This is a genomic window from Bradyrhizobium sp. 18BD (assembly GCF_054185225.1).
In genome coordinates this window covers 136,614-161,090 of the sequence record NZ_JAVAYL010000005.1, presented here as the reverse complement: position 1 = coordinate 161,090, position 24,477 = coordinate 136,614, and the positions used below count along the sequence as shown (strand labels likewise).

Here is a 24,477-nt window from a genome sequence, read left to right as displayed (position 1 = left end):
CGACCTCGATCTAATTGTCGATGATGGCGACCGCGCGGGTCCAGCCCGCGGAGGCGCGCTCGATCTTCACCGGGAAGCATGAGACCGTGAACCCGGTCGAGGGCAGCTTGTCGAGATTGTGCAGCTTCTCGAGATGGCAATAGCCGATGTGCCGTCCCGCCTTGTGGCCTTCCCAGATCAGGCCGGCGTCTTTCGTTTCTGCGTATTTCTGTGCTGTGTAGACGAACGGCGCGTCCCAGCTCCAGCCGTCGGTGCCGGTCAGCCGCACGCCGCGTTCGAGCAGGTACATGGTGGCTTCATAGCCCATGCCGCAGCCGGAGTTGACGTAATCGGCCTGGCCGAATTTTGCGCCGGCGCTGGTGTTGACGACGACGATCTCGAGCGCAGACAGTGTATGCCCGATGCGTTTGAGTTCCTTTTCGACATCGGCGGCCGTCACCACGTAGCCATCAGGCAGGTGCCGGAAGTCGAGCTTCACACCGGGTTGAAAGCACCATTCCAGCGGCACCTCATCGATGGTCCATGACCGCTCGCCGCGGTTCATGGTCGGGTGGAAGTGCCAAGGCGCGTCCAGATGCGTGCCGTTGTGGGTCGACAGTGAGACCTGCTCGACGGCCCAGCCTTGTCCGTCAGGCAAATCCTGCGCCTTGAGGCCGTCGAAAAACTGCAGCATCCGCGGCAGGCCCTGCTGGTGATCGATATACTGGATCGTCGGGTGATTGCCCGGCGGATCGGCCGTCACGTCGTTTCGGAGCGGCACGGAAATATCGATCAGCTTCCGCGGCATGGGGCATGTCCTCGCGATGGTCCGTTCTGTTTCGGCGCATCTTGAGGGGCCCCGACCTGCGAGGTCAAGTCACGCGCCGGTGCGGATGCCTTCGGAAAATCGGTGCTGTCCGCCGCGTGCCGTCCCGCAGCGCCGCCTGATCGATCGATGCAACTCCAGCATTGATCGATGCCGGATTTGGCTTGGACTCAAAATGCCGCCCGCCCTACGGACGACACTGGCGAAATCGCGCTGAAAAAGCGCGCATCGCACCGGGGGTAAGGCGACTGTCTCGCCCGAACCTCCAAGCCGCAGCCAATAGCGGTCGAGCCCAAATGAATGAGGAACGACCATGGATACGACGAGCATCGTTATCTCGCGTCCGGCGCCGGCCGACGGCGAGGCGGGATTGCAGGGGATCGGCACTTGCCGCCCCGGCACGGCATCGACCCGCGCTCTGTCATCAACCAGCCAAATCCGCTCGACTCGGCCGCGCAATCCTACCAAGGTGGTGCGGTTGTGACGCTTGACTTCACACCTGAAGTGGAGCGACCCAAGGCGGCCGGCAGCATCTGCCCAATGACGACATAATCAACTCAGGAGGAAAGCCCAGATGAAGACACTGATCGGTATCATCGCAGCCGCTGCACTGGCGGTCTCAGCGCCTTTCGCGACTGCACGCGATCTCCGCTCCGCCGACATCCACCCCGCCGATTATCCGACAGTCGAAGCCGTCAAGTTCATGGGCAAGCAGCTCGCCACCGCGAGCGGTGGCAAGCTCGGCGTGAAGGTGTTTCCGAACGGCGCCCTGGGCTCTGAGAAGGACACCATCGAGCAGCTCAAGATCGGCGCGCTCGACATGATGCGGATCAACGCATCGCCCCTCAACAACTTCGTGCCCGAGACCATCGCGCTGTGTCTGCCCTTCGTCTTCCGCGACACGCAGCACATGCGCACCGTCCTTGACGGCCCGATCGGCGACGAGATCCTGGCGGCCATGGAGCCCGCGGGCCTGGTCGGCCTTGCCTATTACGACAGCGGCGCCCGGTCCATCTACACCGTCAAGGCACCGGTGAAGTCGCTCGCCGACCTCAAGGGCCTCAAGATCCGCGTCCAGCAGTCCGACCTCTGGGTCGGCATGATCCAGAGCCTCGGCGCCAATCCGACGCCGATGCCGTATGGCGAGGTCTACACCGCGCTCAAGACCGGCCTAGTGGACGCTGCCGAGAACAACTGGCCTTCTTATGAATCCTCGCGCCATTTCGAGGCGGCCAAGTTCTATAATGTCACTGAACACTCCCTGGCGCCCGAAGTTCTCGTGATGTCCAAAAAGGTCTGGGACACGCTGAGCAAGGAAGATCAGGCGATGGTCCGCAAGGCGGCCAAGGAATCGGTGCCCGTCATGCGCAAGCTCTGGGACGAGCGTGAGCAGGCCTCCCGCAAGACCGTCGAGGCGGCCGGCGTTCAGGTCATCACGATCGCCAACAAGCAGGAGTTCGTCGATGCGATGAAGCCGGTCTACGACAAGTTCGCCGGTGACGAGAAGCTGAAGGGCCTCGTCAAGCGCATCCAGGACACGAAGTAAAACCATCGCGCCGCGTCCGGTGTCGCCGTGAGGCGACGCCGGACCCTCGCAAGGAGACGCCGATGACAGACCCACATGTTGCAAGCCACGAGCAGGAGGTCGCCGGACGCCCGTCCACCGGCCTGCTGTCGCGGATCAATGCTCCCATCGCTCGGCTGGGCATGTATCTGTCCGTGACCGGTCTGCTCGTCATCGTCACCATCGTGTTCTACCAGGTGTTCGGACGTTACGTGCTCAACTCCAGCCCGACCTGGACGGAAAACCTTGCTCTGGTCCTGATTCTCTACGTCACGCTGATCGGCGCCGCCGTCGGCGTGCGCGATGCCGGACACATCGGCATGGACAGTCTGCTGGTGATGCTGCCGGATCACGTGCGTGAGAAAATCGAGATCGTGATCCACGTTCTGGTCGCCGTGTTCGGCGTTGCGATGGCCTACAACGGCTGGATCCTCGGCGCCTCGGTCGGAATCGTAAAAATCCCCAATCTCGGCCTGCCCGAGGTGATCCGCTATGTGCCGCTGATCGCTTCCGGCGTCCTGATCGTCTCCTTTTCAATCGAGCACATCATTGCTCTCCTGCGCGGCGAAGAGGTCGTCCCCTCATGGAACTGATCATCCTCGGCGCCACGTTCTTCGGCTTCCTCGTTCTCGGCGTCCCCGTCGCCTTCGCGATCGGCCTGTCGGCCATCTGCACCATCCTCTACGAAGGCCTGCCGGTCGCCGTCATCTTCCAGCAGATGATGTCGGGGATGAACATCTTCTCGTTCCTCGCCATTCCGTTCTTCGTCTTCAGCGGTGAGCTGATGCTGCATGGCGGTGTTGCCGACAAGATCGTGCAGCTCGCCAAGAATCTCGTCGGGCACATCCGCGGCGGGCTCGGCATGTCGAATGTGGTCGCCTGCACGCTGTTCGGCGGCGTCTCCGGCTCGCCCGTGGCCGACGTGTCGGCGATGGGCGCAGTGATGATCCCGATGATGAAAAAGGAAGGGTTCGACACCGACTACGCCGTCAACGTCACCACCCATGCCTCGCTGGTCGGAGCCTTGATGCCGACCAGCCACAACATGATCATCTATGCGCTCGCTGCCGGCGGCAAGGTCTCGATCGGCGCGCTGATCGCCGCCGGTCTCCTGCCGGCGCTGGTCCTGATGGTGTGCATGCTGGTCGCCGCTTACGCGGTCGCAGTGAAGCGTGGTTATCCAGCCGGCAAGTTCCCCGGCTGGGCGGAGGTGTTCCGCTCGTTCGCCGCTGCTGTTCCCGGCCTTCTGATCGTCGGCATCATCCTGGCGGGCATCCTGTCCGGCGTCTTCACGGCAACCGAATCCGCAGCCGTCGCGGTCACCTACACGATCCTGCTGACGTTCTTCATCTACCGCACTATGACCCTGCCGAACTTCCTGCGGGCCGCGGCGAAAGCGGTGAAGACGACGGGCGTGGTGCTGCTGCTGATCGGCGTCTCTACGATGTTCCAGTATTTGATGGGACTGTATGAAGTCGCCGACTTCGCCGGCGATTTGATGAGCAAGGTGTCCACGCAGCCCTGGATGATCTTCCTGCTCATCAACATCATCCTGTTCGTGCTCGGCACGTTCATGGACATGGCCGCGACCATCCTGATCTGCACGCCGATCTTCCTGCCGATCGCGATGAAGGCGGGCATGGACCCCGTGCAGTTCGGCATGCTGATGCTGATCAACTGCGCGCTCGGTCTGAACACCCCGCCGGTCGGAACGACGCAGTTCGTGGGCTGTGCCATTGGCGGCATCTCGGTGGGGGCGGTGATGCGCACCATCCTGCCGTTCTATGCCGCGCTGATCGCAGCTCTGATGTTCGTGACCTACGTCCCCGCGTTCTCGCTGTGGCTGCCCCGCCTGCTGATGGACTACAAGGGATAGCAGCAATACAGGGAGAATCCGTCCGTGACCGACTATCGCAAGCTCTTCGATCTCACCGGCAAGACGGCCGTGGTGCTCGGCGCCGCCTCGGGCATCGGCAAGTCGTCCGCCGAGGCGCTGGCCGGGTTAGGGGCCCGCGTCGTCTGCGCCGATCGCGCGCTTGATGCGGCGGAAGCGACGGCTACCGGCATCCGCGACAAGGGCGGTTGGGCGGAAGCGGCTAGCTGCGACGCTGCGAGCACTGCCGACGTCAATGCGCTGGCGAAAACCGTGATGCAGAAGTTCTCGCGGCTCGATATTGCCGTGACGACGCCCGGCCTCAACATCCGCAAGACGATCCTCGACTACACCGAGGAGGATCTCGACCGCGTCCTCAACCTCAACGTCAAGGGCACAGTCTGGTTCTTCCAGGCCGTCGGCCGCATCATGGTCGCGCAGAAGGGCGGCAGCATCATCGCCTGCTCCTCCGTGCGCGCGGTAACCATCGAGCCGGGCCTCGGCGTCTACGGTTCGACCAAGGCGGCGATCGGCCTTCTGGTGAAGGGCTTCGCCTCCGAGGTCGGCCACGCCGGCGTGCGCGTCAATGCGATCGCCCCGAGCATCGCCGAGACCGCGCTGACCGGCCCGTTCAAGCAGCGTCCGGACATCTACAATCTCTACGCCGGCCACACCGTGTTCAACCGCTGGAGCAGCGCCGACGAGGTCGCCACCGCGGTCGCCTATCTGGCCTCGGACGCCGCGAGCTATGTCAGCGGCAGCACGATGTTCGTCGATGGTGGCTGGACCGCCGTCGATGGTCCGCCGACCGGTCTGACCCAGCTGCACAAATAGGATGATCGCCGGCGCTTAGCCGGCGAAGCCCACGCGCTGGCGCAGCTCTCTGTGATCTGCGCCGGTCAGCAGCGCGACCAGCGCGGCGGCCTCCGTCGGATGCGTGGCCCGCGCAGCGACGCCCGCCGTGTACATCGTCACCAGCTCGCAGCCCGGTGGCAGCGAGCCTGAGAGCGCGATGCCGTCAGTCGCGATGATCTCGGTCGCCTGGGTGCACCCGATCGGCCGCGTCGCGGTCGAGTTCGCAAGCTCCCGCATGGCGGTCGCACCGTTCGGATAGATCTTGAGGCGCGAGGCGACCTCATAGGCGATGCCGAGTTGGTCCAGCACCTTTGCGACGTGCTGTCCCGCCGTCGAGGCTTTTGTGTCCGGGACGTAGATGGCGTCTGCGGAACGCAGCACCTCGCGCAGGTCGGCCTCGGTCTTCACCGTCACCTTGGGATCGCGGTTGCGGACCGCGAGCGCGGTCTCGACCCGGCCGACATCCGCGATCGAGGAGGGGAGGACGAGTCTCTCCTCGGCAAGCTTCGCCAGCAGCGCCTGCGTCAGGATCACCAGATCGGCCGGCGTGCTCGCGCGCAGCTTGTCGGCCATGATGCCGACCGCTCCGAACTCACCGTCGATGCCGAAGCCGGTCTGCGCCTTGAAGGCCTCGGTGAGACCATGCACCAATCCCTGCGCCGCGCCGCCGCTCAAAATGGTCACTGTGGTCACGATGCGAGCTCCATGGCTGCGATGATCTTGTCCCGCGTGATCGGCAAATCGCGCACGCGGACGCCGAGGCAATCATATACCGCATTCGCGATCGCTGCCGTCACTGGACCGTGGGCGGCTTCGCCCGCGCCGACCGGCTCGATCTCCGGCCGCTGGATGATCTCGACATCCACCGCCGGCACCTCGCTGAAGGTCAGGATCGGATAGTCTGTCCAGGACGTCGACGTGATGCGGGTCCGGCCGAAGCGGACGCGCTCCTTCAGCACCCAGCTCGTCGCCTGGATCGCGCCGCCCTCGATCTGGTTGATGACGCCGTCCGGGTTGATGGCCTCGCCGACATCGACCGCCAGCGTCAGCCGTTTGACGCGGATGTCGTCTGCGCCCTCGATCTCGGCAATCGCGGCGCAATAGGCGCCCATATTCTTGTAGCGGGCGAAAGCGACGCCGTAGCCGGCGCCGGCTTGCTTCCGTGGCTTCCACTGCGCGCGCCGGGCGGCGGCGCGGATGACATCCCTGGCGCGCTCGTCGCGCAGATGCCGCAGGCGGAATTGGATCGGGTCCTCGCTGCGCAAGGCCGCGATCTCGTCGAGCAGGGATTCGATCGCGAACACGTTGCCTTGCGCGCCCAGGGTCCGCAGCGCCGAGGTGCGCACCGGCATGGTCAGCAGCCGGTGGCTCGTGATCGTCCAGGCCGGGAGATTATAGAGCGGAACGGAGTTGCGGTCGCCGCCGCCGCCATTGGCGGCCGGTGGATTCGACGAGATCATGCGCGGGTAGGGATTTGCGATCTCGGACGCCGCGAGCAGCGCCGGCTGCGCCGCACGCCCGGGCCGCGCAGCATGGCCATTGCTCCAGATCGCATGGCGCCAGCCGATGATCTCGTTGTCCGCATCGAGATCAGCTTCGATCTCGATGGCCATGGCCGCGCCGAACGGGGTGTGGGACATCTCGTCATGGCGCGACCACTGCACCCGGACCGGGCGTCCGCCGGCAGCTTTCGCCAGCAGCACTGCATCGAGCGCGACGTCATCGGCTGCATTGTGTCCGTAGCAGCCGGCGCCTTCCATGTGTTCGACGACAATGCTCTCGGGCGGCAGCTTGAGTACGATCGCGAGATCGGCGCGCAGCAGATAGACGCCCTGGCTGTGGGTCCAGACATGGACACGATCGCCGTCCCATAGCGCCATCGCGCAGGACGGTGCGATCGAGGCATGGGCGATGTAGGGGCGGACATATTGCCGGCGGAGTGTCCGCGCAGCTTTCTTCGTCGATGCCGCCGTTCTGGTGTCGATGACAGTCGTCTCGACCGGCTGGCTCTTCAGGAAACCGGCGAGATCGTCCTCGTCAGGCAGTGGCTCGCCGGCCGACCATGTCGCGCCCTTGCGCAAGGCTTTCAGTGCGGCTTCGGCCGCGGCCTCGCTGTCGGCGACCACGCCGGCAAAGCCGCTGTCGCGGACGATCGCGACGAGACCGGAAACTCCTCGCGCAGCCGTTTCGTCGAGCGCGGTCAGCCTGGCGCCCGAGACGTCCGGCCGGAGCACACGGCCGTGCAACAGGTTCGGCAGGGTGCGGTCATGGATGAAGCGTGGCCGCGCGAACACCTTGTCGGGAATATCGACACGCTGGATCGAATGTCCGGCGACGGTACGCTCGACGGCGCGCTTCGCGACAACGCCCGCGATGGCCTCGCGATCGAGCGAGACATCACCGGCCAGCTCCCAATAGCTGGTCCTGACATTGCCGGGACCGGAGATGGTGCCGTCTTCGATCGTGAGCAGCGCGACATCCACGCCGAGACGTTCCGATGCAGCAGCGAGGAAGCGCTGGCGCACCTCAGCACAGGCGTGGCGCAGTGCGCGGCCGGATTGCTGGATCGACAGGCTGCCGGAGGTAACGCCTTCGTTGGGGCTCGTTGCCGTCGAGGCTCGGATCATCTCGATCCGGCTAATATCCACGTCGAGCTCGTCGGCGGCGATCTGCGCGAGCGCCGTGACGATGCCCTGGCCGATCTCGACTTTGCCTGGCGAGATCGCCGCGCGGCCCTCACCGGTGAAGCCCACCCAGGACGACAGTCTTGGATTGGCAGCGAGGCTGACCGGCAGTTTCGGGGCAGGGGACGGCGCGCTCATGACGTTGCCATCTCCGAAGCCGCGCGCAGCACGGCGCGGACCATGCGGTTATGCGATCCGCAGCGGCACAGATTGCGGTCGAGCGCTGCTCTCACGTCGGCCTCCGTCGGCGACGGATTGCGCTTCAGCAATGCCGCGGCGCTGATCAGGATTCCCGGGACGCAATAGCCGCATTGCATCGCCTGCTCGGCAATGAAGGCCCGTTGCAGCGGATGCGGCTGCTCCGGCGTGCCGAGGCCTTCCACCGTGACGACATCCTTGTCCGCGACCGACCACATCGACATGTCGCAGGACGCCATCGCGTGACCGTCGACCATGACGCGACATGCCCCGCATTCACCGGCGCCGCAGCCGAAATGCGGACCCGTAACGCCGAGCCGGCCGCGCAGCACGTCGAGCAGCATTTGATCGGGATCGGCATCCACGGCGGTCGCGACGCCATTGAGCTGGAATTGAATCGTGGGCATGACCGATGCGGCCTCAGGATTTGTCGAACTTCTTCACGACATCGGCCCATTTCTCGATGTCGCCGCGCAGGAACTTGTCGAACTCCTGCGGTGTCATTGACATGGGTACGGCGCCCTGTTCAGTCCAGAGTTTGACGATGTCCGACCGTTTCACCATTGCGTTGACGGCGGCGTTGAGCTTGTCGATGACAGGCTTTGGCGTGCCGGCCGGCGCCATCAGGCCGAGCCAGATCGTCGCCTCATAGCCGGGGACACCGGCCTCGCCGGCGGTCGGCGCGTTCGGCAGCACGGCAGAGCGTTGCTTGCCGGTGGTCGCGAGCGCGCGCACCTGGTTCTCGCCGATGTTCGGTGCCATCGCCGGCACCGCATCGATCATCATCTGCACCTGTCCGCCGATCACGCCGCTGCGCGCCTCGCCGCTGTTGCGATAGGGGACGTGGACGATATCGATGCCGGCCATGGCTTTGAACAGCTCGCCGGCCATGTGATAGGGCGTGCCTTGGCCCGAGGAGGCGTAGTTCAGCTTGCCCGGTTGCGATTTCGCGAGCGCGATGAACTCCTGCAGCGACTTTGCCGGAACTTGCGGGTTCACCACGATGACGAGATCGGAATAGTTCACCGGCGCGATCGGCGCGAGGTCACGCATCAGCTCGTATTTGCGCTTGTCCGGCGTCAGCAGCGATTCGTTCGCGGTCTGGGTGTTGGACATCATCAGCAGCGTGTAGCCGTCGGCGGGCGACTTCGCCGCCTCGACCGTGCCGATGACGCCGCCCGCGCCGGTGCGGTTCTCGATCACGAAGGGCTGGCCGAAGCTCTCCTGGAGCACGTTGCCGATCAGCCGCGCCGCAACATCGGCCGGCCCGCCGGCGCCAAAGGGGACGACGATCCGAACGGCGTGGTTGGGGTAATCCTGGGCGGAGGAGGGGGCGGCCGAGAACGCAGCGAGCAGGCCGGCCGCCAGCGCCAGCATGAGTCTTCGGGCCATCGTGCCCACCTCCCTGATGTCGTTCTTGTTGGCCGGCACTGTAGCGGCAGGGGATGCGGACTGTCGACGCCTCACAAGGGCGAAGATGCAGGGAATATCGGGCGGTTTCCGGTGTGGCCGCGCCTTGTTTCGCAGGCGCGGCAGGCACCGCAGGCGCGTACGGTTTGAGCAAATCGCATGGGCATTGCCGGATAAATGCCCTCGGCTACCCGGTATTTTGGTGTTACGAATTTGGCCATGAACCAGCACGCCAAGATCGAAATCCGCCATTCGACCTGTCCGCATGATTGCCCGTCGGCCTGCGCGCTCGACATCGAGGTGGTCGAAGGCCGCAGCATCGGCCGCGTCCGCGGTTCGAAAAAGCAGACCTATACGGCTGGCGTCGTCTGCGCCAAGGTCGCTCGTTACGCCGAGCGCATCCATCACCCCGAACGGGTGATGTATCCGATGCGCCGAACGGGTCCGAAGGGCTCGGGCCAGTTCGCACGGATCACCTGGGACGAGGCGCTCGATGAGGTTGCGCAGCGCTTCAACGAGGCAGAGCGCGAGTTCGGCGCGGAATCGATCTGGCCCTATTACTACGCCGGCACGATGGGTCTGGTGATGCGCGACGGCCTCAACCGCCTCACGCATGTGAAAAAATATTCGCGCTTCTATCAGACCATCTGCGCCAATGTCGGGCGCATCGGTTTTGCCATCGGCACCGGCAAGATCGCCGGCGTCGATCCGCGCGAGATGGCGCTGTCCGATCTCGTGGTGATCTGGGGCACCAACCCCGTCAACACCCAGGTCAACGTGATGACGCACGCTGCGCGCGCCCGCAAGGAGCGCGGCGCCAGGATCGCGGCCGTCGACATCTACGACAACGAGACCATGAAGCAGGCTGACATCAAGATCATCCTGCGGCCCGGCACCGACGGCGCCTTTGCCTGCGGCGTGATGCACGTCCTGTTCCGCGACGGCTATGCCGACCGCGCCTATATGGACAAGTACACCGATTGTCCCGCCGAGCTCGAGGCGCATCTGAAAACGCGCACGCCGGAATGGGCGTCCGCCATCTGCGGCGTGCCGGTGGCGGAGATCGAGGCCTTTGCGAAAGCGGTCGGCGAGACCAAGCGGACCTTCATCCGCCTCGGCTATGGCTTCACCCGCTCGCGCAACGGTGCGACGCAGATGCACGCCGCGACCTGCATTCCCGCGGTGACCGGCGCCTGGCAGTACGAGGGCGGCGGCGCCTTCTTCAACAATTACGCGCTGTGGCACTTCAACGAATCCATCATCGAGGGCCACGACGCGATCGATCCGAGCACGCGCGCGCTCGACCAGTCGCAGATCGGCCGCATCCTCACCGGTAATGCCGAGGCCCTGCTCGGCAAGGGGCCGGTCAAGGCGATGCTGATCCAGAACACCAATCCGATGACGGTCGCGCCTGAGCAGGCGCTGGTGCGTCAGGGGTTTGCGCGCGAGGATCTGTTCGTCGCGGTGCACGAGCAGTTCATGACCGAGACGGCGCTGATGGCCGATATCGTGCTGCCGGCGACCATGTTCATGGAGCATGACGATCTCTATTACGGCGGCGGCCACCAGCACATCTCGGTCGGGCCGAAGCTGATCGACCCGCCCGGCGAATGCCGCTCGAACCATCAGGTCTTGCAGGCGCTGGCGCCGCGGCTCGGCGCGCGGCACAAGGGCTTTGAGATGACGCCGCGCGAATTGATCGACGCGACGCTGAAGCTCAGCGACCACGGGGACATCGGCGGCCTCGAGGCCGACATCTGGCGCGACCTGCAGCCGGACTTCCGCACCTCGCATTATCTCGATGGCTTCGCTCATCCTGACAAAAAGTTCCATTTCAAGGCCGATTGGGCGCATCCGCCGTTCGGCCGGACCATGGGCGATTTCGACAAGATGCCGTCGCTGCCGGATCATTGGGCGGTGATCGAGCACACCGATCAGGCCCATCCGTTCCGGCTTGCGACCAGCCCGTCGCGGAGTTTCCTCAACACCACCTTCAACGAGACGCCGTCCTCGCAGGCGCGCGAGGGCCAGGCGAGCGTGATGATCCATCCGCTGGATGCGGCCGCGCTCGACATTGCCGACGGTGATGCCGTGACGCTCGGCAACACCCGCGGTGAGACCGCGCTGGTCGCCACGCTGTTCGCAGGCGTGCGGCGCGGCGTGCTGATCGCGGAGTCCGTTCACCCCAACAAGAATCATATCGGCGGCCGCGGCATCAACACGCTGACGGGCGCGGACACCATTGCCCCGATCGGCGGCGCTGCGTTCCACGACAACAAGGTCTGGATCAGGAAAGCGACCGCGGCCTGAGCCGTGCGCGCCTCGAAGCCTCGCAAGTTTGTGTCGAGGCGCTAAAGCGGCGCTCGTGACAGATTGCGCTTGCGCCTTGCGCCCGAGCTGCCGCAAATGGCTGCCAAACGGGAGCAAGGATAGCGCGTCATGACCGACACCACAGGCGTCATCACCGAAAAGCGAGGGCAGGCGTTCTGGATCACCATCAACCGGCCGGAGAAACGCAACGCGTTGAACGGAGACGTCATCGCCGGCATCACCAAAGGCTATCGCGACGCGCATGACGACAAGGACGTCCGCGTCATCGTGCTGACGGGCGCGGGCGACAAGGCGTTCTGCGCGGGCGCCGACTTGCAGAATTCCGGTGCGGCGTTCGCGATGGATCATTCCAAACCAAATGTCGACTATGCCGATCTGTTACGTTTGTCACAGAATGCCACCAAGCCGGCGATTGCGCGGGTCGGCGGCGTCTGCATGGCCGGCGGCATGGGCCTGCTCTGCATGACCGATATGGCGGTTGCGGCCGATCACGTCATCTTCGGCCTGCCGGAGGTGAAGGTCGGCGTGTTCCCGATGCAGGTGCTGAGCCTGCTGCAGTCGATCGCGCCGCCGCGCCTCGTCAATGAATGGGCGCTGACCGGCGAGCCGTTCGACGCCAAGGCCGCGCAAGCCGCGGGCCTGCTCAACTATGTCGTGCCGACCGCCGAGCTCGATGCCAAGGTCGACTGGCTGATCGGCCGCATCGTCGACAAATCACCGACCGCGATCCGCCGCGGCAAATACGCCATGCGCGCCATCGCCTCGATGTCGTTCGACGAGAGCATCGCCTACACCGAAAGCCAGATCGCGCTGCTCGCCATGACCGAGGACGCGAAGGAGGGGCTGAAGGCGTTCGGGGAGAAGCGCAAGCCGGTGTGGACGGGGAGGTAGAGGGGCGGCACGAGAGTGCGGTGCTATCGACAGCTTCTCGTCATTGCGAGCGCAGCGAAGCAATCCAGAGTCTTTCCCCGGCGGCAGTCTGGATTGCTTCGCTGCGCTCGCAATGACGGAGCAGGGCGCCAGGCCGTCGCCCTCCAATTCACATCTCAAACAGCAGACACGCCTTCACACTCTCGCGGCGTGATCCGCCCGAGTTTTGCTCTCTTCATCACGCCCTCTCGAAAGACAGGGCGCAGGGAAGGCCGGGTGCCGGCTGGCACCCGCAGAACTCCCGTGCAAGAATGATGCACACGCAACGCACAGGAGCGATACAGGGCAGCCGAACATCCGGCCTTCCCTGCGCAGTGGTCTAACGGCTTATGCGCGCTCTCCCCGGAGACGAATTCCTGCTTGCCTCCGTCACCTCCGCGAAATTCGCGGGACGCCGCCCCGGTTGAAGCAACGCCGCATTCGCAGAGGCTTGACCGTAGCAACGACGGCCAGGACCACACGGTTTCGCCGTACGCATTCGGTGCCGTCCGTCGTGTGCGGAAGCCGGCGCGCTCACGGGGTTCATCCCGCCCTGCACGCTCTCCTCCGCATCGGCACCGCTCGCGTCCACCGCAGCCCGATCCACGGTTCGTGACGACGTACGACCGCCCCTTGTCCTGGATCAGGATAGGGCGGAGAATGCGATAAATCAGAAATTCTGTAAAGGCGAATATTTTGACGGCGGGCGGTTGACCGAGGGCTGGGGTGTTTTGCCCGTCGGGCAACGCACGATCTTGTAGCCCGGGTGAGCGAAGCGATGCCGGGGTCTGCGTCCGCGACGCTCCCGGATTTCGCTTCGCTCCATCCGGGCTACGGGAGAGACCGTCAGCCCGCGTTGGCCTTCAGGCCCGCCGCCTGGATGCCCGCGACCGCGCAGGCTTCGTCATTGTCGGAGGTGTCGCCGGACACGCCCACCGCGCCAAGCAGCGTCGTGCCGTCCATGATCAGCACGCCGCCGGGGACCGGCACCAGCGCGCCCTTCGCAATCGTGTTCACGGCGTCGATGAAATAGGCCTGCTCCTGGGCACGCTGGAACAGCGCGCGCGAGCCCATGCCCATGGCGAGTGCGCCATAGGCCTTGCCATGCGCGATCTCGGCGCGCATCAGGCTGGTGCCGTCCTGCGCGGCTGCGATCTTGAGCACGCCGCGCGCGTCCAGGATGGTGACGACCAGCGGCTTCAGCTTCAGCTCGATGGATTTTGCGAAGGCGGCGTCGAGAATCTTTCGGGCGGTGTCGAGCGTGAGGTCAGCCATGGCTGGTTTCCTTTGCAGCAGGGTTGGTTGAGGAATTGGTCTTGGCATCGGACTTGGCGCGATCAAGGCTCATCGCCAGCACGCGGGCGACATGAAGCGCCTCGCGCTGGGCGCCGTCATGGATCTGGTGCCGGCAGGAGGTGCCGTCGGCGACGACCAGCGTGGTCTGGTCGGCGCGGCGCACCGCGGGCAGCAGCGACAGCTCGGCCATCTCGATCGAGGCATCATAGGTGTCGGCGCCATAGCCGAACGCGCCGGCCATGCCGCAGCAGCTCGACTCGATTGTCTCAACCTTGAGGCCGGGGACGAGGCGCAGCACCTGCTCGACCGGCTTAAAGGCGCCGAAGGATTTTTGGTGGCAATGGCCGTGCACCACGGCCTTGTCGGCGACGGTGCCGAGCGGGAGTTGCAGCCGGCCGGCTTCGGCCTCGCGCACCAGGAACTCCTCGAAGGTGAGGGCATGGGCGCCGACGGCCTTGGCGTCGTTGTCCTTGCGCAGCGAGGCGAGCTCGTCGCGCAGCGTGAGCAGGCAGCTCGGCTCGAGGCCGACGATCGGCACGCCGCGTGCGGCAAAGGGCGCCAACGCAGCGACGAGACGGTCGAGCTCGGACCTGGCTTCATCGACGAGGCCGGCGGAGAGGAAGGTGCGGCCGCAGCAGAGCGGGCGGCTGCCGCTCGCGGGTTTTGGTATGTGGACGCGATAGCCGCCAGCCGCGAGTACGCGCAGCGCGGCTTCGAGGTTCTCGCGCTCATAGATGCGATTGAAGGTATCGGCGAAAAGGACGACCTCGCGGCCGGTTTCCGGGCCGACGCTGTTGGCTGGCGGCACGAACACGTCGCTGCGGAAGGCGGGCAGGGCGCGGCGCGCGCTGATGCCGGCAAAGCGCTCGAACAGTTTTCGCAGCAGCGGGCTATGGTTGCGCAAATTCGCCAGCGGTGCGAAGCGCGAGGCGAGGCCGGCATAGCGCGGGAGATATCCGACCAGCCGATCGCGCAGCGTCAGACCGTGGCTGGCGGCGCGCGCGGCCAGCACCTCGATCTTCATCTTGGCCATGTCGACGCCGGTCGGGCATTCGTGGCGGCAGGCCTTGCAGGAGACGCAGAGTTTGAGCGTTTCCATCATCTCGTCGGAGGACAGCGCGTCGGGGCCGAGCTGGCCGGAGATCGCGAGCCGCAGCGTATTGGCACGCCCGCGCGTGACGTCCTTCTCGTTGCGCGTGGCGCGATAGGACGGGCACATCACGCCGCCCTCGATCTTGCGGCAGGCGCCGTTGTTGTTGCACATCTCGACCGCGCCCTGGAAACCGCCGCCAGCGCCGGGATAGGCCGACCAGTCGAGCTTCGTCTTGAGATCCGCGACGCGATAGTCCGGCTTGAAGCGGAACAGCGAGCGGTCGTCCATCTTCGGGGCGTCGACGATCTTGCCGGGATTGAGCGTGCCGTCGGGATCGAAGCGATGCTTCACCTCGCGGAAGTCGGCAACGAGACGCTCGCCGAACATCGCCTCGTGGAATTCGGAGCGAACCAGGCCGTCGCCATGCTCGCCGGAATGCGAGCCCTTGTATTCGCGCACCAGCTCGAAAGCCTCTTCGGCGATGGCGCGCATCGCCTTGACGTCCTTCTCCAGCTTCAGATTCAGCACGGGGCGCACATGCAGGCAGCCCTCGGAGGCGTGCGCGTACATCGTGCCGCTGGTGCCGTGCTTCGCGAACACTTCGCCCAGCCGCGCCGTGTAGTCGGCGAGGTGCGGCAGCGGCACGGCGCAGTCCTCGACGAAGGAGACCGGCTTGCCCTCCTGCTTCATCGACATCATGACGTTGAGGCCGGCGGCGCGGAAATCGGCGATGCCGCTTTGCAGCGCAGGCTCGGTGATCTCGACCACGCCGCCCCACTTGCGGGTATCGTTAGTCCAGCCAAAGCCGAGATCGCCCATCAGCTCGTTGAGCTGCTTGAGGCGCACCAGATTGTCGGCCTGATCCTCTTCAGCGAACTCGACCACCAGCACAGCGTCCGGATCGCCCTTGATCGCAGCCGAGATGATCGGGCGGAACATCGCGATGTCGCGGCCGAGCGCGAGCATGGTGCGGTCGACCAGCTCGACCGCGATCGGTTTCAACTTGACCAGATGCTGGGCCGCATCCATCGCCTCGTAAAAACTGCCGAAATGACAGACGCCCAGCGCCTTGTTGCGGATGACGGGCCACAGCTTCAGCTCGACCTTGGTGGTGAAGGCGAGGGTGCCTTCCGAGCCGACCAGCAGATGCGCCATGTTGTTGCGCGCGTTGCGCGGGGTGAGCGCATCGAGATTGTAGCCGCCGACGCGGCGCTGCACTTTGGGAAAGCGCGCGGCGATCTCGTCGGCCTCGCGCGTGCCGAGATCAAGCATGTCGCGGAACAAGGCGCGCACGGTCTCGCCGGCGTCGCTGTCCGAGAGATCGCGCGAGACCTCGCCGAACCGGCTCACCATACCGTCGGCAAGCGAAGCCTCCATCGACAGCGTGTTGTCGCGCATGGTGCCGTAACGCAGGCTCCGGCCGCCGCAGGAATTGTTGCCGGCCATGCCGCCGATGGTTGCGCGTGAGGCGGTGGAGACGTCGACCGGAAACCACAGGCCGTGTTTTTTGAGCTGGCGGTTGAGGTCGTCGAGCACGATGCCGGGCTCGACCACGCAGGTGCGGCCCTCGACGTCGAGCGACAGGATCTTGTTGAGATGCTTCGAGAGATCGACCACGAGCCCGTCATTGACGGTCTGGCCGCATTGCGAGGTGCCGCCGCCGCGCGGGGTGACCTTCAGCCCCTCGTCACGCGCGATCGCCAGCGCCCGCAGGGCCTCGTCCATGGTCCTGGGCACCACCACGCCCGCGGGCATGATCTGGTAGAACGAGGCGTCGGTGGCGTAGCGGCCGCGGCTAAAACCGTCGAACAGGACGTCGCCGGTCATTTCCGCGCGCAGGCGCCGTTCGAGCGAGGAGGCGTTTGTCATCCCTGATCCCGGACTGACCCAGCGGGCTCGGCCCTGCTGGGTTATTCATTATCGTTTCCGACCGATTATATTATGAATTCAAAACGAGCAAGCCGAGCGCCCCTCAAGGGGCGGCCGGCGCCTCTTCCTGGGGCTCGGTCAGGTGCTCGATCGCGGCCGTCCGCTTGTTGCGCAAGTGCTGGAACAGGATGTCACTCAGCTCGCTGCCGGCGCGGCGGCGCAGCGCGTCGAGGATGGCCTCGTGCTCGCGCATCGCCTCCGCCCAGCGCTGCCGCTTGCGGGCGAAATTGGCAGAGTAGCGGACGCGGCGGATCCTGCCGGCGAAGTTGGCGTAGGCGGTCTTCAGCGTCTCGTTGCGCGCGGCCGCGACGATGCTCTCGTGGATGCGCTGATTGGTCTGGAAATAGCCGTGCATGTCGCGGTGCAGATAATGGCCGTACATCTCGTAATGCAGTTGCTCGATCGCGGTGATTTCCTCATCGGTAATCGCCTCGCAAGCGAGGCGTCCGGCGAGGCTTTCCAGTCCGGCCATGACGTCGAACAGCTCTTCGAGGTCGCGCTGGCTGAGCTGGCGCACTCGCGCGCCGCGGTTCGGCAGCAGCTCGATCAGGCCTTCGGCGGCGAGTACCTTTAAAGCCTCGCGCAGTGGCGTGCGGGAGATGCCGAACATCTCGCAGAGCTGGCGCTCGGGAACGCGGGCGCCGTCGGGAATGTTGCCTTCGACCACGTAGTCGCGCAGCCGCAGCAGGATCTCGCCATGGAGCGAGGCTGTCTCGCGGTCGCCGCCATTTGCGGCGGGCGGGGTGATCGGAACCCCCGTGTCGGGAATCGCGGATTTCATTTGCAGCACAATAGTTTGCCCGTTTGGTCGCGTCGACGTCCACAATCGAATACCAAATTTCGATTGAAAGGACAAAAAATGAATGCAAAATAGTCTGCAGAGCCGGCCAGAATCCGCCGACAGGGAGGTTTTCATGCACCAGGGACGCCATTTCCTTCAGATTCCAGGCCCGAGCCCGGTCCCCGAGCGCGTCCTGCGCGCCATGGACATGCCTGTCATCGACCACCGCAGCGCCGAATTCGGTGCGCTCGGCCGCACCGTGCTCGAAGGCAGCCAGAAGATCTTCCAGACCAAGGGTCCGGTCATCATCTTCCCGTCCTCAGGGACAGGCGCCTGGGAGGCCGCGATCGTCAACACGCTGTCGCCGGGCGACAAGGTGCTGATGGTGGAGACCGGCCATTTCGCCACCCTTTGGCGGCAGATGGCGGGCCGGTTCGGCATCGAGGTCGATTTCGTGCCCGGCGACTGGCGCCGCGGCGCCGACCCCGCCGTGATCGAGGCCAGGCTCACCGAGGACGAGGCCCGCGCGATCAAGGCCGTCATGGTCGTCCACAACGAGACCTCGACCGGCGCGACCAGCCGCATCGCCGAGATCCGCGCCGCGATCGACCGCACCGGCCATCCGGCGCTGCTGATGGTCGACACCATCTCCTCGCTCGGCTCGGTCGACTACCGCCACGACGAGTGGAAGGTCGATGTCAGCGTCAGCTGCTCGCAGAAGGGCTTCATGCTGCCGCCCGGCCTCGGCTTCAACGCGATCTCGGAGAAGGCCCGCGCGGCTGCGAAGACCAACAAGATGCCGCGCTCCTATTTCGACTGGGAGGAGATGCTCAAGCCCAACGCCAACGGCTTCTTCCCCTACACGCCGGCGACAAACCTGCTCTACGGCCTGCGCGAGGCGATCGCGATGCTGCTGGAGGAGGGGCTCGACAACGTGTTCGCGCGGCATCAGCGCCTGGCTGCCGCAACGCGTGCCGCCGTCAATCATTGGGGGCTCGAAGTGCTCTGCCAGGAGCCGGCCGAGTTCTCGCCGGTGCTCACCGCGGTGCTGATGCCGCCGGGCCATGACGCCGACCAGTTCCGGAAAGTCGTGCTCGAGAACTACAACATGTCGCTCGGCTCGGGGCTGTCGAAGGTCGCCGGAAAGGTCTTCCGCATCGGCCATCTCGGCGAATGCAATGCGCTGACCCTGCTCGGCGCGCTCACCGGCGTCGAGATGGGGTTATCGGTCGCGGGCGTGCCGCATCGCTCCGGCGGCGTTGACGTCGCGATGAAGCTGCTGGAGCAGCGACCGCAAGGCAATGCCTCGCCGCACCTGAAAGTGGTCGGCACTTAAACCGCGGGGGACACGCGGGCTGACAATCACAAAAGGCGATCAGGAGGGGTGGAGATGAAAATTCGGTTCAAGGCCACGCATGTCGTGCTGGCGATGCTCTGCGCGATGTACTTCATCACCTATGTCGACCGGGTGAACATCGGCACCGCCGCGAGCGAGATCCAGAAGGAGCTGGGGCTTTCCAACACCCAGCTCGGCCTCGTCTTCTCCGCCTTCGCTTATCCCTATCTCTTGTTCCAGGTGATCGGCGGCTGGGTCGGCGATCATTCCGGGCCGCGCAAGACACTGTTCTGGTGCGGCATGATCTGGGCCGCCGCCACCATCATGACCGGCTTCGTCAATGGTCTCGGCGCACTCTTCGTCGCGCGCTTCGCGCTCGGCTTCGGCGAGGGCGCGACGTTCCCGACCGCGACGCGCGCGATGCAATACTGGACCCCGGCCAACCGCCGTGGTTTTGCGCAAGGCCTGACCCATTCCTTCGCCCGGCTCGGCAATGCCGTGACGCCGCCGGTGGTGGCGCTGCTCATCCTGTGGCTGACCTGGCGCGGCGCCTTCGTCGTGCTCGGCTTCGTCAGCCTGATCTGGGGCGTGATCTGGGTCTGGTACTTCCGCAACGAGCCGAACGACCACGCCTCGATCACCGAGGCCGAACTCGCGACGCTGCCGCCGCGCCCGACCGGCGAGCGGCCGCGCGTGCCGTGGGGGCCGCTGCTCGGGCGGATGTGGCCGGTGACGCTGACCTATTTCTGCTACGGCTGGTGCCTGTGGCTGTACCTGAACTGGCTGCCGCTATTCTTCAAGAACAACTACAATCTCGACATCAAGAACTCGGCGCTGTTCGCCTCCGGCGTCTTCTTCGCCGGCGTGGTCGGCGACAGCGTCGGCGGCGTGCTGTCGGACAAGATTCTCGACCGCACCGGCAATGTCCGCCTGGCGCGGCTGAGCGTCACCGTAACAGGGTTTACGGGGGCGCTGCTCTCGCTGTTTCCGATCCTGTTCGTCCACGACATCACTATCGTCGCGCTGTGCCTGTCGGCCGGCTTCTTCTGCGCTGAGCTCGTGATCGGCCCGATGTGGTCGATCCCGATGGACATCGCCCCGAAATATTCCGGGACCGCGTCGGGCCTCATGAACACCGGCTCGGCCTTTGCCGCCATCGTTTCCCCGCTGGTCGCGGGCTTCGTGATCGATGCGACCGGTAACTGGTACCTGCCGTTCCTGATGTCGATGGGCCTGCTGCTGCTCGGCGGCGTCTCCGCCTTCCTGATGCACCCGGAACGGCCGTTTACGGACGCGGAAGGCAGGTTGCCCACGGGCAAGGTGGTGCCGGCGGAATAGGGGCGGCGGAGGTCCACCCGTTATGCATGGGACGAGCCCTTTGGAGAGGGGACAAGCCGGTCAAATGGTGCTATTCGGCGGCCATCAAAACAAGGCTAGACCGGGAAGGACGCCTATGACCGTGCATACTGGAAGGCATTTTCTCCAGATTCCAGGACCGACCAACGTGCCCGACCGCGTGCTGCGGGCGATGGACATGCCGACGCTGGACCATCGCGGTCCGGAGTTCGCCGAGCTCGGTTTTGCGGTCCTCGCCTCGATGCAGCGGGTGTTCCGCACCAAGCAGCCCGTGATCATCTTCCCCTCGTCTGGCACCGGCGCCTGGGAAGCGGCGATGGTCAACGTGTTCGCCCCCAGCGACAAGGTTTTGATGTGCGAGACCGGCCAGTTCGCCGTGCTGTGGCGCGGTATCGCCGACAAGTTCAAGCTCGACGTTGACTTCATCCCGAGCGACTGGCGCCACGGCGCCGATCTCGCCGAGATCGAGAAGCGCCTTGCCGCCGACAAGCAGCACGCGATCAAGGCGGTCTGCGTCGTCCACAACGAGACCTCGACTGGCTGTGTCACGCCGCCTTTGGAGGTGCGCAAGCTGCTCGACCGCGTCAAGCATCCGGCGCTGCTGATGGTCGACACCATCTCCGGCCTCGGCTCGATGGAGTATGAGCACGACGCCTGGGGCATCGACGTCTCGGTCGCGGGCTCGCAGAAGGGTCTGATGCTGCCGCCGGGCCTCGGCTTCAACGCCGTTTCGGAGAAGGCGCTCAACGTCGCCAAGACCAACCCCGGCATGCGCTCCTATTGGGACTGGCAGGAGGTCATCTCCTTCAACAAGCTCGGCACCTTCCCCTACACGCCCGCGACGAACCTGCTCTACGGCCTGCGCGAAGCGGTGAAGATGCTGGAGGAGGAAGGCCTGGAGAATGTCTGGTCCCGCCACAAGCGCCACAGCGCGGCGACGCGCGCCGCGGCCAAGGTCTGGGGCCTGGAGACGCAGTGCATCGATCCCGCCGCGCATTCGCCGGCGCTGACCGGCGTGCGCGTGCCTGACGGTCACGACGCCGACGCCTTCCGCAAGGTGGTGCTTGAGAACTTCGACATGTCGCTCGGCACCGGCCTGAACAAGGTCAAGGGCAAGGTGTTCCGCATCGGCCATATCGGCCATTTCAACGATCTGATGCTGATGGGTACGCTCGCCGGCGTCGAGATGGGCCTGGATCTTGCAAAGATTCCGCACCGGAGCGGCGGCGTTCTGGCGGCCATGGACGTCCTGAAGGGGCGCGACGTGGTGCCGATGACCAAGGCTCAGGTGGCCTGAACTACCCTAAAGCGCGATGAGATTATCGCGCTTTAGGTCTTATGGTTTGAGCATGATCTATTCGGAAAACCGCTGCACACTTTTCCGGATCATGCTCTAGAGAAAGTGACAGCGCGATGAACGTACCGACGACTGCTAACGAAGACCTGCTCTACTCCGTCACGGACGGCATCGCGCGGATCACCTTCAACCGCCCGCAGGCGCGCAACGCCATGACCTTCGCCATGTATGACCGCATGGCGGAGATCTGCCAGGAGATCAACGCCGACCGCTCGATCAAGGCGTTGATCCTGACCGGCGCCGGCGACAAGGCGTTTGCCTCTGGCACCGACATTTCCCAGTTCCGCGCCTTCAAGACCGCGCAGGACGCGCTCGACTACGAGGCCCGCATCGACCGCGTGCTCGGCACGCTCGAGCAGTGCCGCGTGCCCGTGATCGCGGCCATCGCCGGGGCCTGCACCGGCGGCGGCGCCGGCATCGCAGCCTGCTGCGATCTCCGTATCGGCACCGAGACGACGCGGATCGGCTTTCCGATCGCGCGCACGCTCGGCAATTGCCTGTCGATGTCGAACATCAGCCGCGTCGTCTCGCTGGTCGGTCCCGCCCGCACCAAGGACCTGATCTTCAAGGCGCGCCTCGTCGAGGCGCAGGAGGCGCTGTCGCTCGGCCTGCTCAACGAGATCGTGCCTGACGTGGAGACGCTGCAGCGCCGTGCCGACGAGACCGCCAGGCTCGTCGCGAGCCACGCGCCGCTCACGCTGGAGGCCACCAAGGAAGCGGTGCGCCGCATCCGCCGCACGCTGTCGCGTGAGGAAGGCGAGGATCTGATTCTCAAGGCCTATATGAGCGAGGACTTCCGCGAGGGCATGGACGCCTTCCTCAACAAGCGCGCGCCGGTCTGGAAGGGCAAGTAGCGCGCGCTTCGTCAGCCGAAAGTCATATGCGGCGGAATGTCCGCCGGCTTGAACTCGTGACCTTTAGTCCGCACAATGCACCGATAGAATTCCCGGCATCACAAAGCCAATAATAAACAGGGGACGAAACTCGTGCGTATTCCAGTGAAAGCCGTCGGGGCTGCGACGGCCTTGTTGTTCAGCGCGCCGGCCTTTGCCGGCTGGGAGCCCACCAAGCCGGTGGAGATCGTCGTGGCCGCGGGCGCGGGCGGCGCCTCCGACCAGATGGCGCGGATGATGCAAGCCGCGATCCAGAAGAACAATCTGATGAAGCAGCCGATGGTGGTCTCGCTCAAGGGCGGCGCATCGGGAGCGGAAGCGCTGATGTACATGAAGTCAAGCGAGGGCGATCCCAACAAGGTGCTGATCGCCTATTCGCTGATCTACATGCTGCCGCTGTCGGCCAAGATCCCGTTCAACTGGCGCGAGCTGACCCCGGTCTCGGTGATCGCACTCGACCAGTTCGTGCTGTGGGACAACAGCGCCGGTCCCAAGACCGTGAAGGAGTTTGTCGAGGCGGCGAAGGCGTCGAGCGCGCCGTTCAAGATGGGCGGCACCGGCTCCAAGCGCGAGGATCACGTGCTGACCGTGTTCCTGGAGCAGAAGACCGGCGCGAAATTCTCCTATCTGCCCTACAAGTCGGGCGGCGAGGCCGCGACCCAGCTCGTCGGCAACCACACCGAATCCAACGTCAACAATCCCTCGGAGAATCTCGAGGTCTGGCGCGCCGGTCAGGTGCGTCCGCTCTGCGTGTTCGACAAGGAACGCATCTCCTACACCACCAAGGTGACGGACACGCAGTCCTGGGCCGACATCCCAACCTGCAAGGAAGAGGGCGTCGACGTCCAGTACCTGATGCTGCGGGCGATGTTCCTGCCCGGCAAGGTCACGCCGGAGCAGCAGGCCTTCTATGTCGAGCTGTTCCACAAGGTGACGCAGACCGCCGAGTACAAGGACTACATGGAGAAGCAGGCGTTGAAGCCGATCTTCCTCACCGGCAAGGACATGGTGCAATTCCTCGAGGAGGACGATGCCACCAACAAGTCGCTGATGACGGAAGCCGGCTTCGTCGCGAAGTAACTGCTCTTCTCCCTCTCCCCGTTCTTACGGGGAGAGGGTCGGGGTGAGGGGCCCTCTCCGCGAGTTCAACTCTCATCGTCCCTGTGGAGACTCCCCCTCACCCCAACCCTCTCCCCGCAAGCGGCCGCAAGCGGGGAGAGGGAGAATTGACCGCACTCCGTCCCTAACAGAGCATGTCCCAAACCGATCTTGAAATCGTCGTCGACGATCCCACCGCGCCTGAAGACGACTCGCCCTCCGTCGTTTCCTCCGGGACCGTTGAGATCTTCGTTTGCTTGCTGTTGCTCGCGCTGGCCATCACACTCGGCTATGACAATTGGCGCACCGGCGCGTCGTGGGATGCAACCGGGCCCGAGCCCGGCTATTTCCCGTTCTATCTCTCCATCATTCTCGGCGGCGGCAGTCTCTACGGCCTGATCGTGGCACTGATCGCCCACCGCAAGGCGGCGGAGACCTTCGTCACGCGTGCGCAGGCGCGCCGCGTGATGGCGGTGTTCGTGCCGACGCTGCTGTTCTGCGTGGTGACGCAGTTCCTCGGCCTCTATGTCGCGAGCTTCCTGCTGATTGCGGGCTTCATGCGCCTCGTCGGCAAGATCGCGCTGTGGAAGTCGCTGCTCACCGCTCTCGTGTTCACGGCGATCATGTTCGTCACCTTCGACATCGCCTTCGACGTCATCATGCCGAAAGGGCCGCTCGAAGCGGCCTTCGGCCACTAGGCGGATCCGCG

20 protein-coding genes are annotated in these 24,477 nt (G+C 65.0%); 12 read left to right on the top strand and 8 right to left on the bottom strand.

Annotated elements, in window-relative coordinates; all coding sequences use genetic code 11:
- Positions 1–10 precede the first annotated feature (10 nt).
- A complete protein-coding gene (locus RAD16_RS11270; RefSeq protein WP_458157941.1) occupies positions 11–787 on the bottom strand; it encodes a cyclase family protein in 777 nt (258 codons plus the stop codon).
- 592 nt (positions 788–1,379) lie between these two features.
- Here RAD16_RS11270 and RAD16_RS11265 point away from each other — a divergent pair.
- The 4 genes from RAD16_RS11265 to RAD16_RS11250 all read left to right on the top strand — a co-directional run bounded on the left by RAD16_RS11265 (position 1,380) and on the right by RAD16_RS11250 (position 5,076).
- Complete coding sequence (locus RAD16_RS11265; protein WP_458157940.1) at positions 1,380–2,351, top strand: TRAP transporter substrate-binding protein; 972 nt, start codon at positions 1,380–1,382, stop codon at positions 2,349–2,351.
- A 62-nt stretch (positions 2,352–2,413) separates the two neighbouring features.
- Entirely contained in the window at positions 2,414–2,962 is a 549-nt protein-coding gene (locus tag RAD16_RS11260; RefSeq protein WP_458157939.1) for a TRAP transporter small permease, read from the top strand.
- The gene (locus tag RAD16_RS11255) at positions 2,953–4,245 is read left to right on the top strand and encodes a TRAP transporter large permease (RefSeq protein ID WP_458157938.1); all 1,293 of its coding nucleotides are present in this window, start codon (positions 2,953–2,955) and stop codon (positions 4,243–4,245) included. The genes RAD16_RS11260 and RAD16_RS11255 overlap by 10 nt, the downstream gene beginning before the upstream one ends.
- Before the next feature lie 24 nt (positions 4,246–4,269).
- Entirely contained in the window at positions 4,270–5,076 is an 807-nt protein-coding gene (locus RAD16_RS11250) for an SDR family NAD(P)-dependent oxidoreductase (RefSeq protein WP_458157937.1), read from the top strand.
- 15 nt (positions 5,077–5,091) lie between these two features.
- On the opposite strand, the gene RAD16_RS11245 is transcribed toward RAD16_RS11250, so the two are convergent.
- Genes RAD16_RS11245 through RAD16_RS11230 form a run of 4 tightly spaced genes read right to left on the bottom strand, consistent with a single transcriptional unit; the run spans position 5,092 to position 9,371 of the window.
- Positions 5,092–5,790 (bottom strand): molybdate ABC transporter substrate-binding protein, encoded by a 699-nt coding sequence (locus tag RAD16_RS11245; RefSeq protein WP_458157936.1) that lies wholly within the window; start codon positions 5,788–5,790, stop codon positions 5,092–5,094.
- Entirely contained in the window at positions 5,787–7,919 is a 2,133-nt protein-coding gene (locus RAD16_RS11240; protein WP_458157935.1) for a molybdopterin cofactor-binding domain-containing protein, read from the bottom strand. Before RAD16_RS11240 ends, RAD16_RS11245 begins: the two co-directional genes overlap by 4 nt.
- On the bottom strand, positions 7,916–8,386 hold the full coding sequence (locus RAD16_RS11235; RefSeq protein ID WP_458157934.1) for a (2Fe-2S)-binding protein: 471 nt from the start codon (positions 8,384–8,386) through the stop codon (positions 7,916–7,918). Before RAD16_RS11235 ends, RAD16_RS11240 begins: the two co-directional genes overlap by 4 nt.
- Before the next feature lie 13 nt (positions 8,387–8,399).
- Positions 8,400–9,371 (bottom strand): tripartite tricarboxylate transporter substrate binding protein, encoded by a 972-nt coding sequence (locus RAD16_RS11230; protein WP_458157933.1) that lies wholly within the window; start codon positions 9,369–9,371, stop codon positions 8,400–8,402.
- A 237-nt stretch (positions 9,372–9,608) separates the two neighbouring features.
- Between RAD16_RS11230 and RAD16_RS11225 the strand changes: the two genes are divergently transcribed.
- Together RAD16_RS11225 and RAD16_RS11220 are read left to right on the top strand one after the other, a co-directional pair.
- Entirely contained in the window at positions 9,609–11,699 is a 2,091-nt protein-coding gene (locus tag RAD16_RS11225) for a molybdopterin-dependent oxidoreductase (protein ID WP_458157932.1), read from the top strand.
- Positions 11,700–11,828: 129 nt separating this feature from the next.
- Positions 11,829–12,611, top strand: coding sequence for an enoyl-CoA hydratase/isomerase family protein (locus RAD16_RS11220; protein WP_458157931.1), 783 nt, complete (start codon positions 11,829–11,831; stop codon positions 12,609–12,611).
- 864 nt (positions 12,612–13,475) lie between these two features.
- Here the strand turns inward: RAD16_RS11220 and RAD16_RS11215 are convergent.
- The 3 genes from RAD16_RS11215 to RAD16_RS11205 all read right to left on the bottom strand — a co-directional run bounded on the left by RAD16_RS11215 (position 13,476) and on the right by RAD16_RS11205 (position 17,728).
- On the bottom strand, positions 13,476–13,904 hold the full coding sequence (locus tag RAD16_RS11215; RefSeq protein WP_458157930.1) for a GlcG/HbpS family heme-binding protein: 429 nt from the start codon (positions 13,902–13,904) through the stop codon (positions 13,476–13,478).
- A complete protein-coding gene (locus RAD16_RS11210) occupies positions 13,897–16,887 on the bottom strand; it encodes an FAD-binding and (Fe-S)-binding domain-containing protein (protein WP_458157929.1) in 2,991 nt (996 codons plus the stop codon). The genes RAD16_RS11215 and RAD16_RS11210 overlap by 8 nt, the downstream gene beginning before the upstream one ends.
- A 103-nt stretch (positions 16,888–16,990) precedes the next feature.
- Positions 16,991–17,728, bottom strand: a complete 738-nt coding sequence (locus RAD16_RS11205) for a GntR family transcriptional regulator (RefSeq protein WP_458157928.1) — start codon at positions 17,726–17,728, stop codon at positions 16,991–16,993.
- A gap of 133 nt (positions 17,729–17,861) precedes the next feature.
- On the opposite strand from RAD16_RS11205, the gene RAD16_RS11200 reads away from it, so the two are divergent.
- The 6 genes from RAD16_RS11200 (at position 17,862) to RAD16_RS11175 (ending at position 24,466) form a co-directional block, all read left to right on the top strand.
- Positions 17,862–19,064 (top strand): pyridoxal-phosphate-dependent aminotransferase family protein, encoded by a 1,203-nt coding sequence (locus RAD16_RS11200; protein ID WP_458157927.1) that lies wholly within the window; start codon positions 17,862–17,864, stop codon positions 19,062–19,064.
- A 54-nt stretch (positions 19,065–19,118) separates the two neighbouring features.
- Positions 19,119–20,402, top strand: a complete 1,284-nt coding sequence (locus RAD16_RS11195; protein ID WP_458157926.1) for an MFS transporter — start codon at positions 19,119–19,121, stop codon at positions 20,400–20,402.
- Between the two features lie 115 nt (positions 20,403–20,517).
- Positions 20,518–21,717, top strand: coding sequence for a pyridoxal-phosphate-dependent aminotransferase family protein (locus tag RAD16_RS11190; protein ID WP_458157925.1), 1,200 nt, complete (start codon positions 20,518–20,520; stop codon positions 21,715–21,717).
- Positions 21,718–21,833: 116 nt separating this feature from the next.
- On the top strand, positions 21,834–22,631 hold the full coding sequence (locus RAD16_RS11185) for an enoyl-CoA hydratase/isomerase family protein (RefSeq protein ID WP_458157924.1): 798 nt from the start codon (positions 21,834–21,836) through the stop codon (positions 22,629–22,631).
- Positions 22,632–22,763: 132 nt separating this feature from the next.
- Positions 22,764–23,750 carry a Bug family tripartite tricarboxylate transporter substrate binding protein gene (locus RAD16_RS11180; protein ID WP_458157923.1) on the top strand — a complete coding sequence of 329 codons (987 nt, stop codon included), beginning with the start codon at positions 22,764–22,766 and terminating at the stop codon, positions 23,748–23,750.
- Between the two features lie 173 nt (positions 23,751–23,923).
- Positions 23,924–24,466, top strand: coding sequence for a tripartite tricarboxylate transporter TctB family protein (locus tag RAD16_RS11175; protein WP_458157922.1), 543 nt, complete (start codon positions 23,924–23,926; stop codon positions 24,464–24,466).
- Positions 24,467–24,477: the final 11 nt, after the last annotated feature.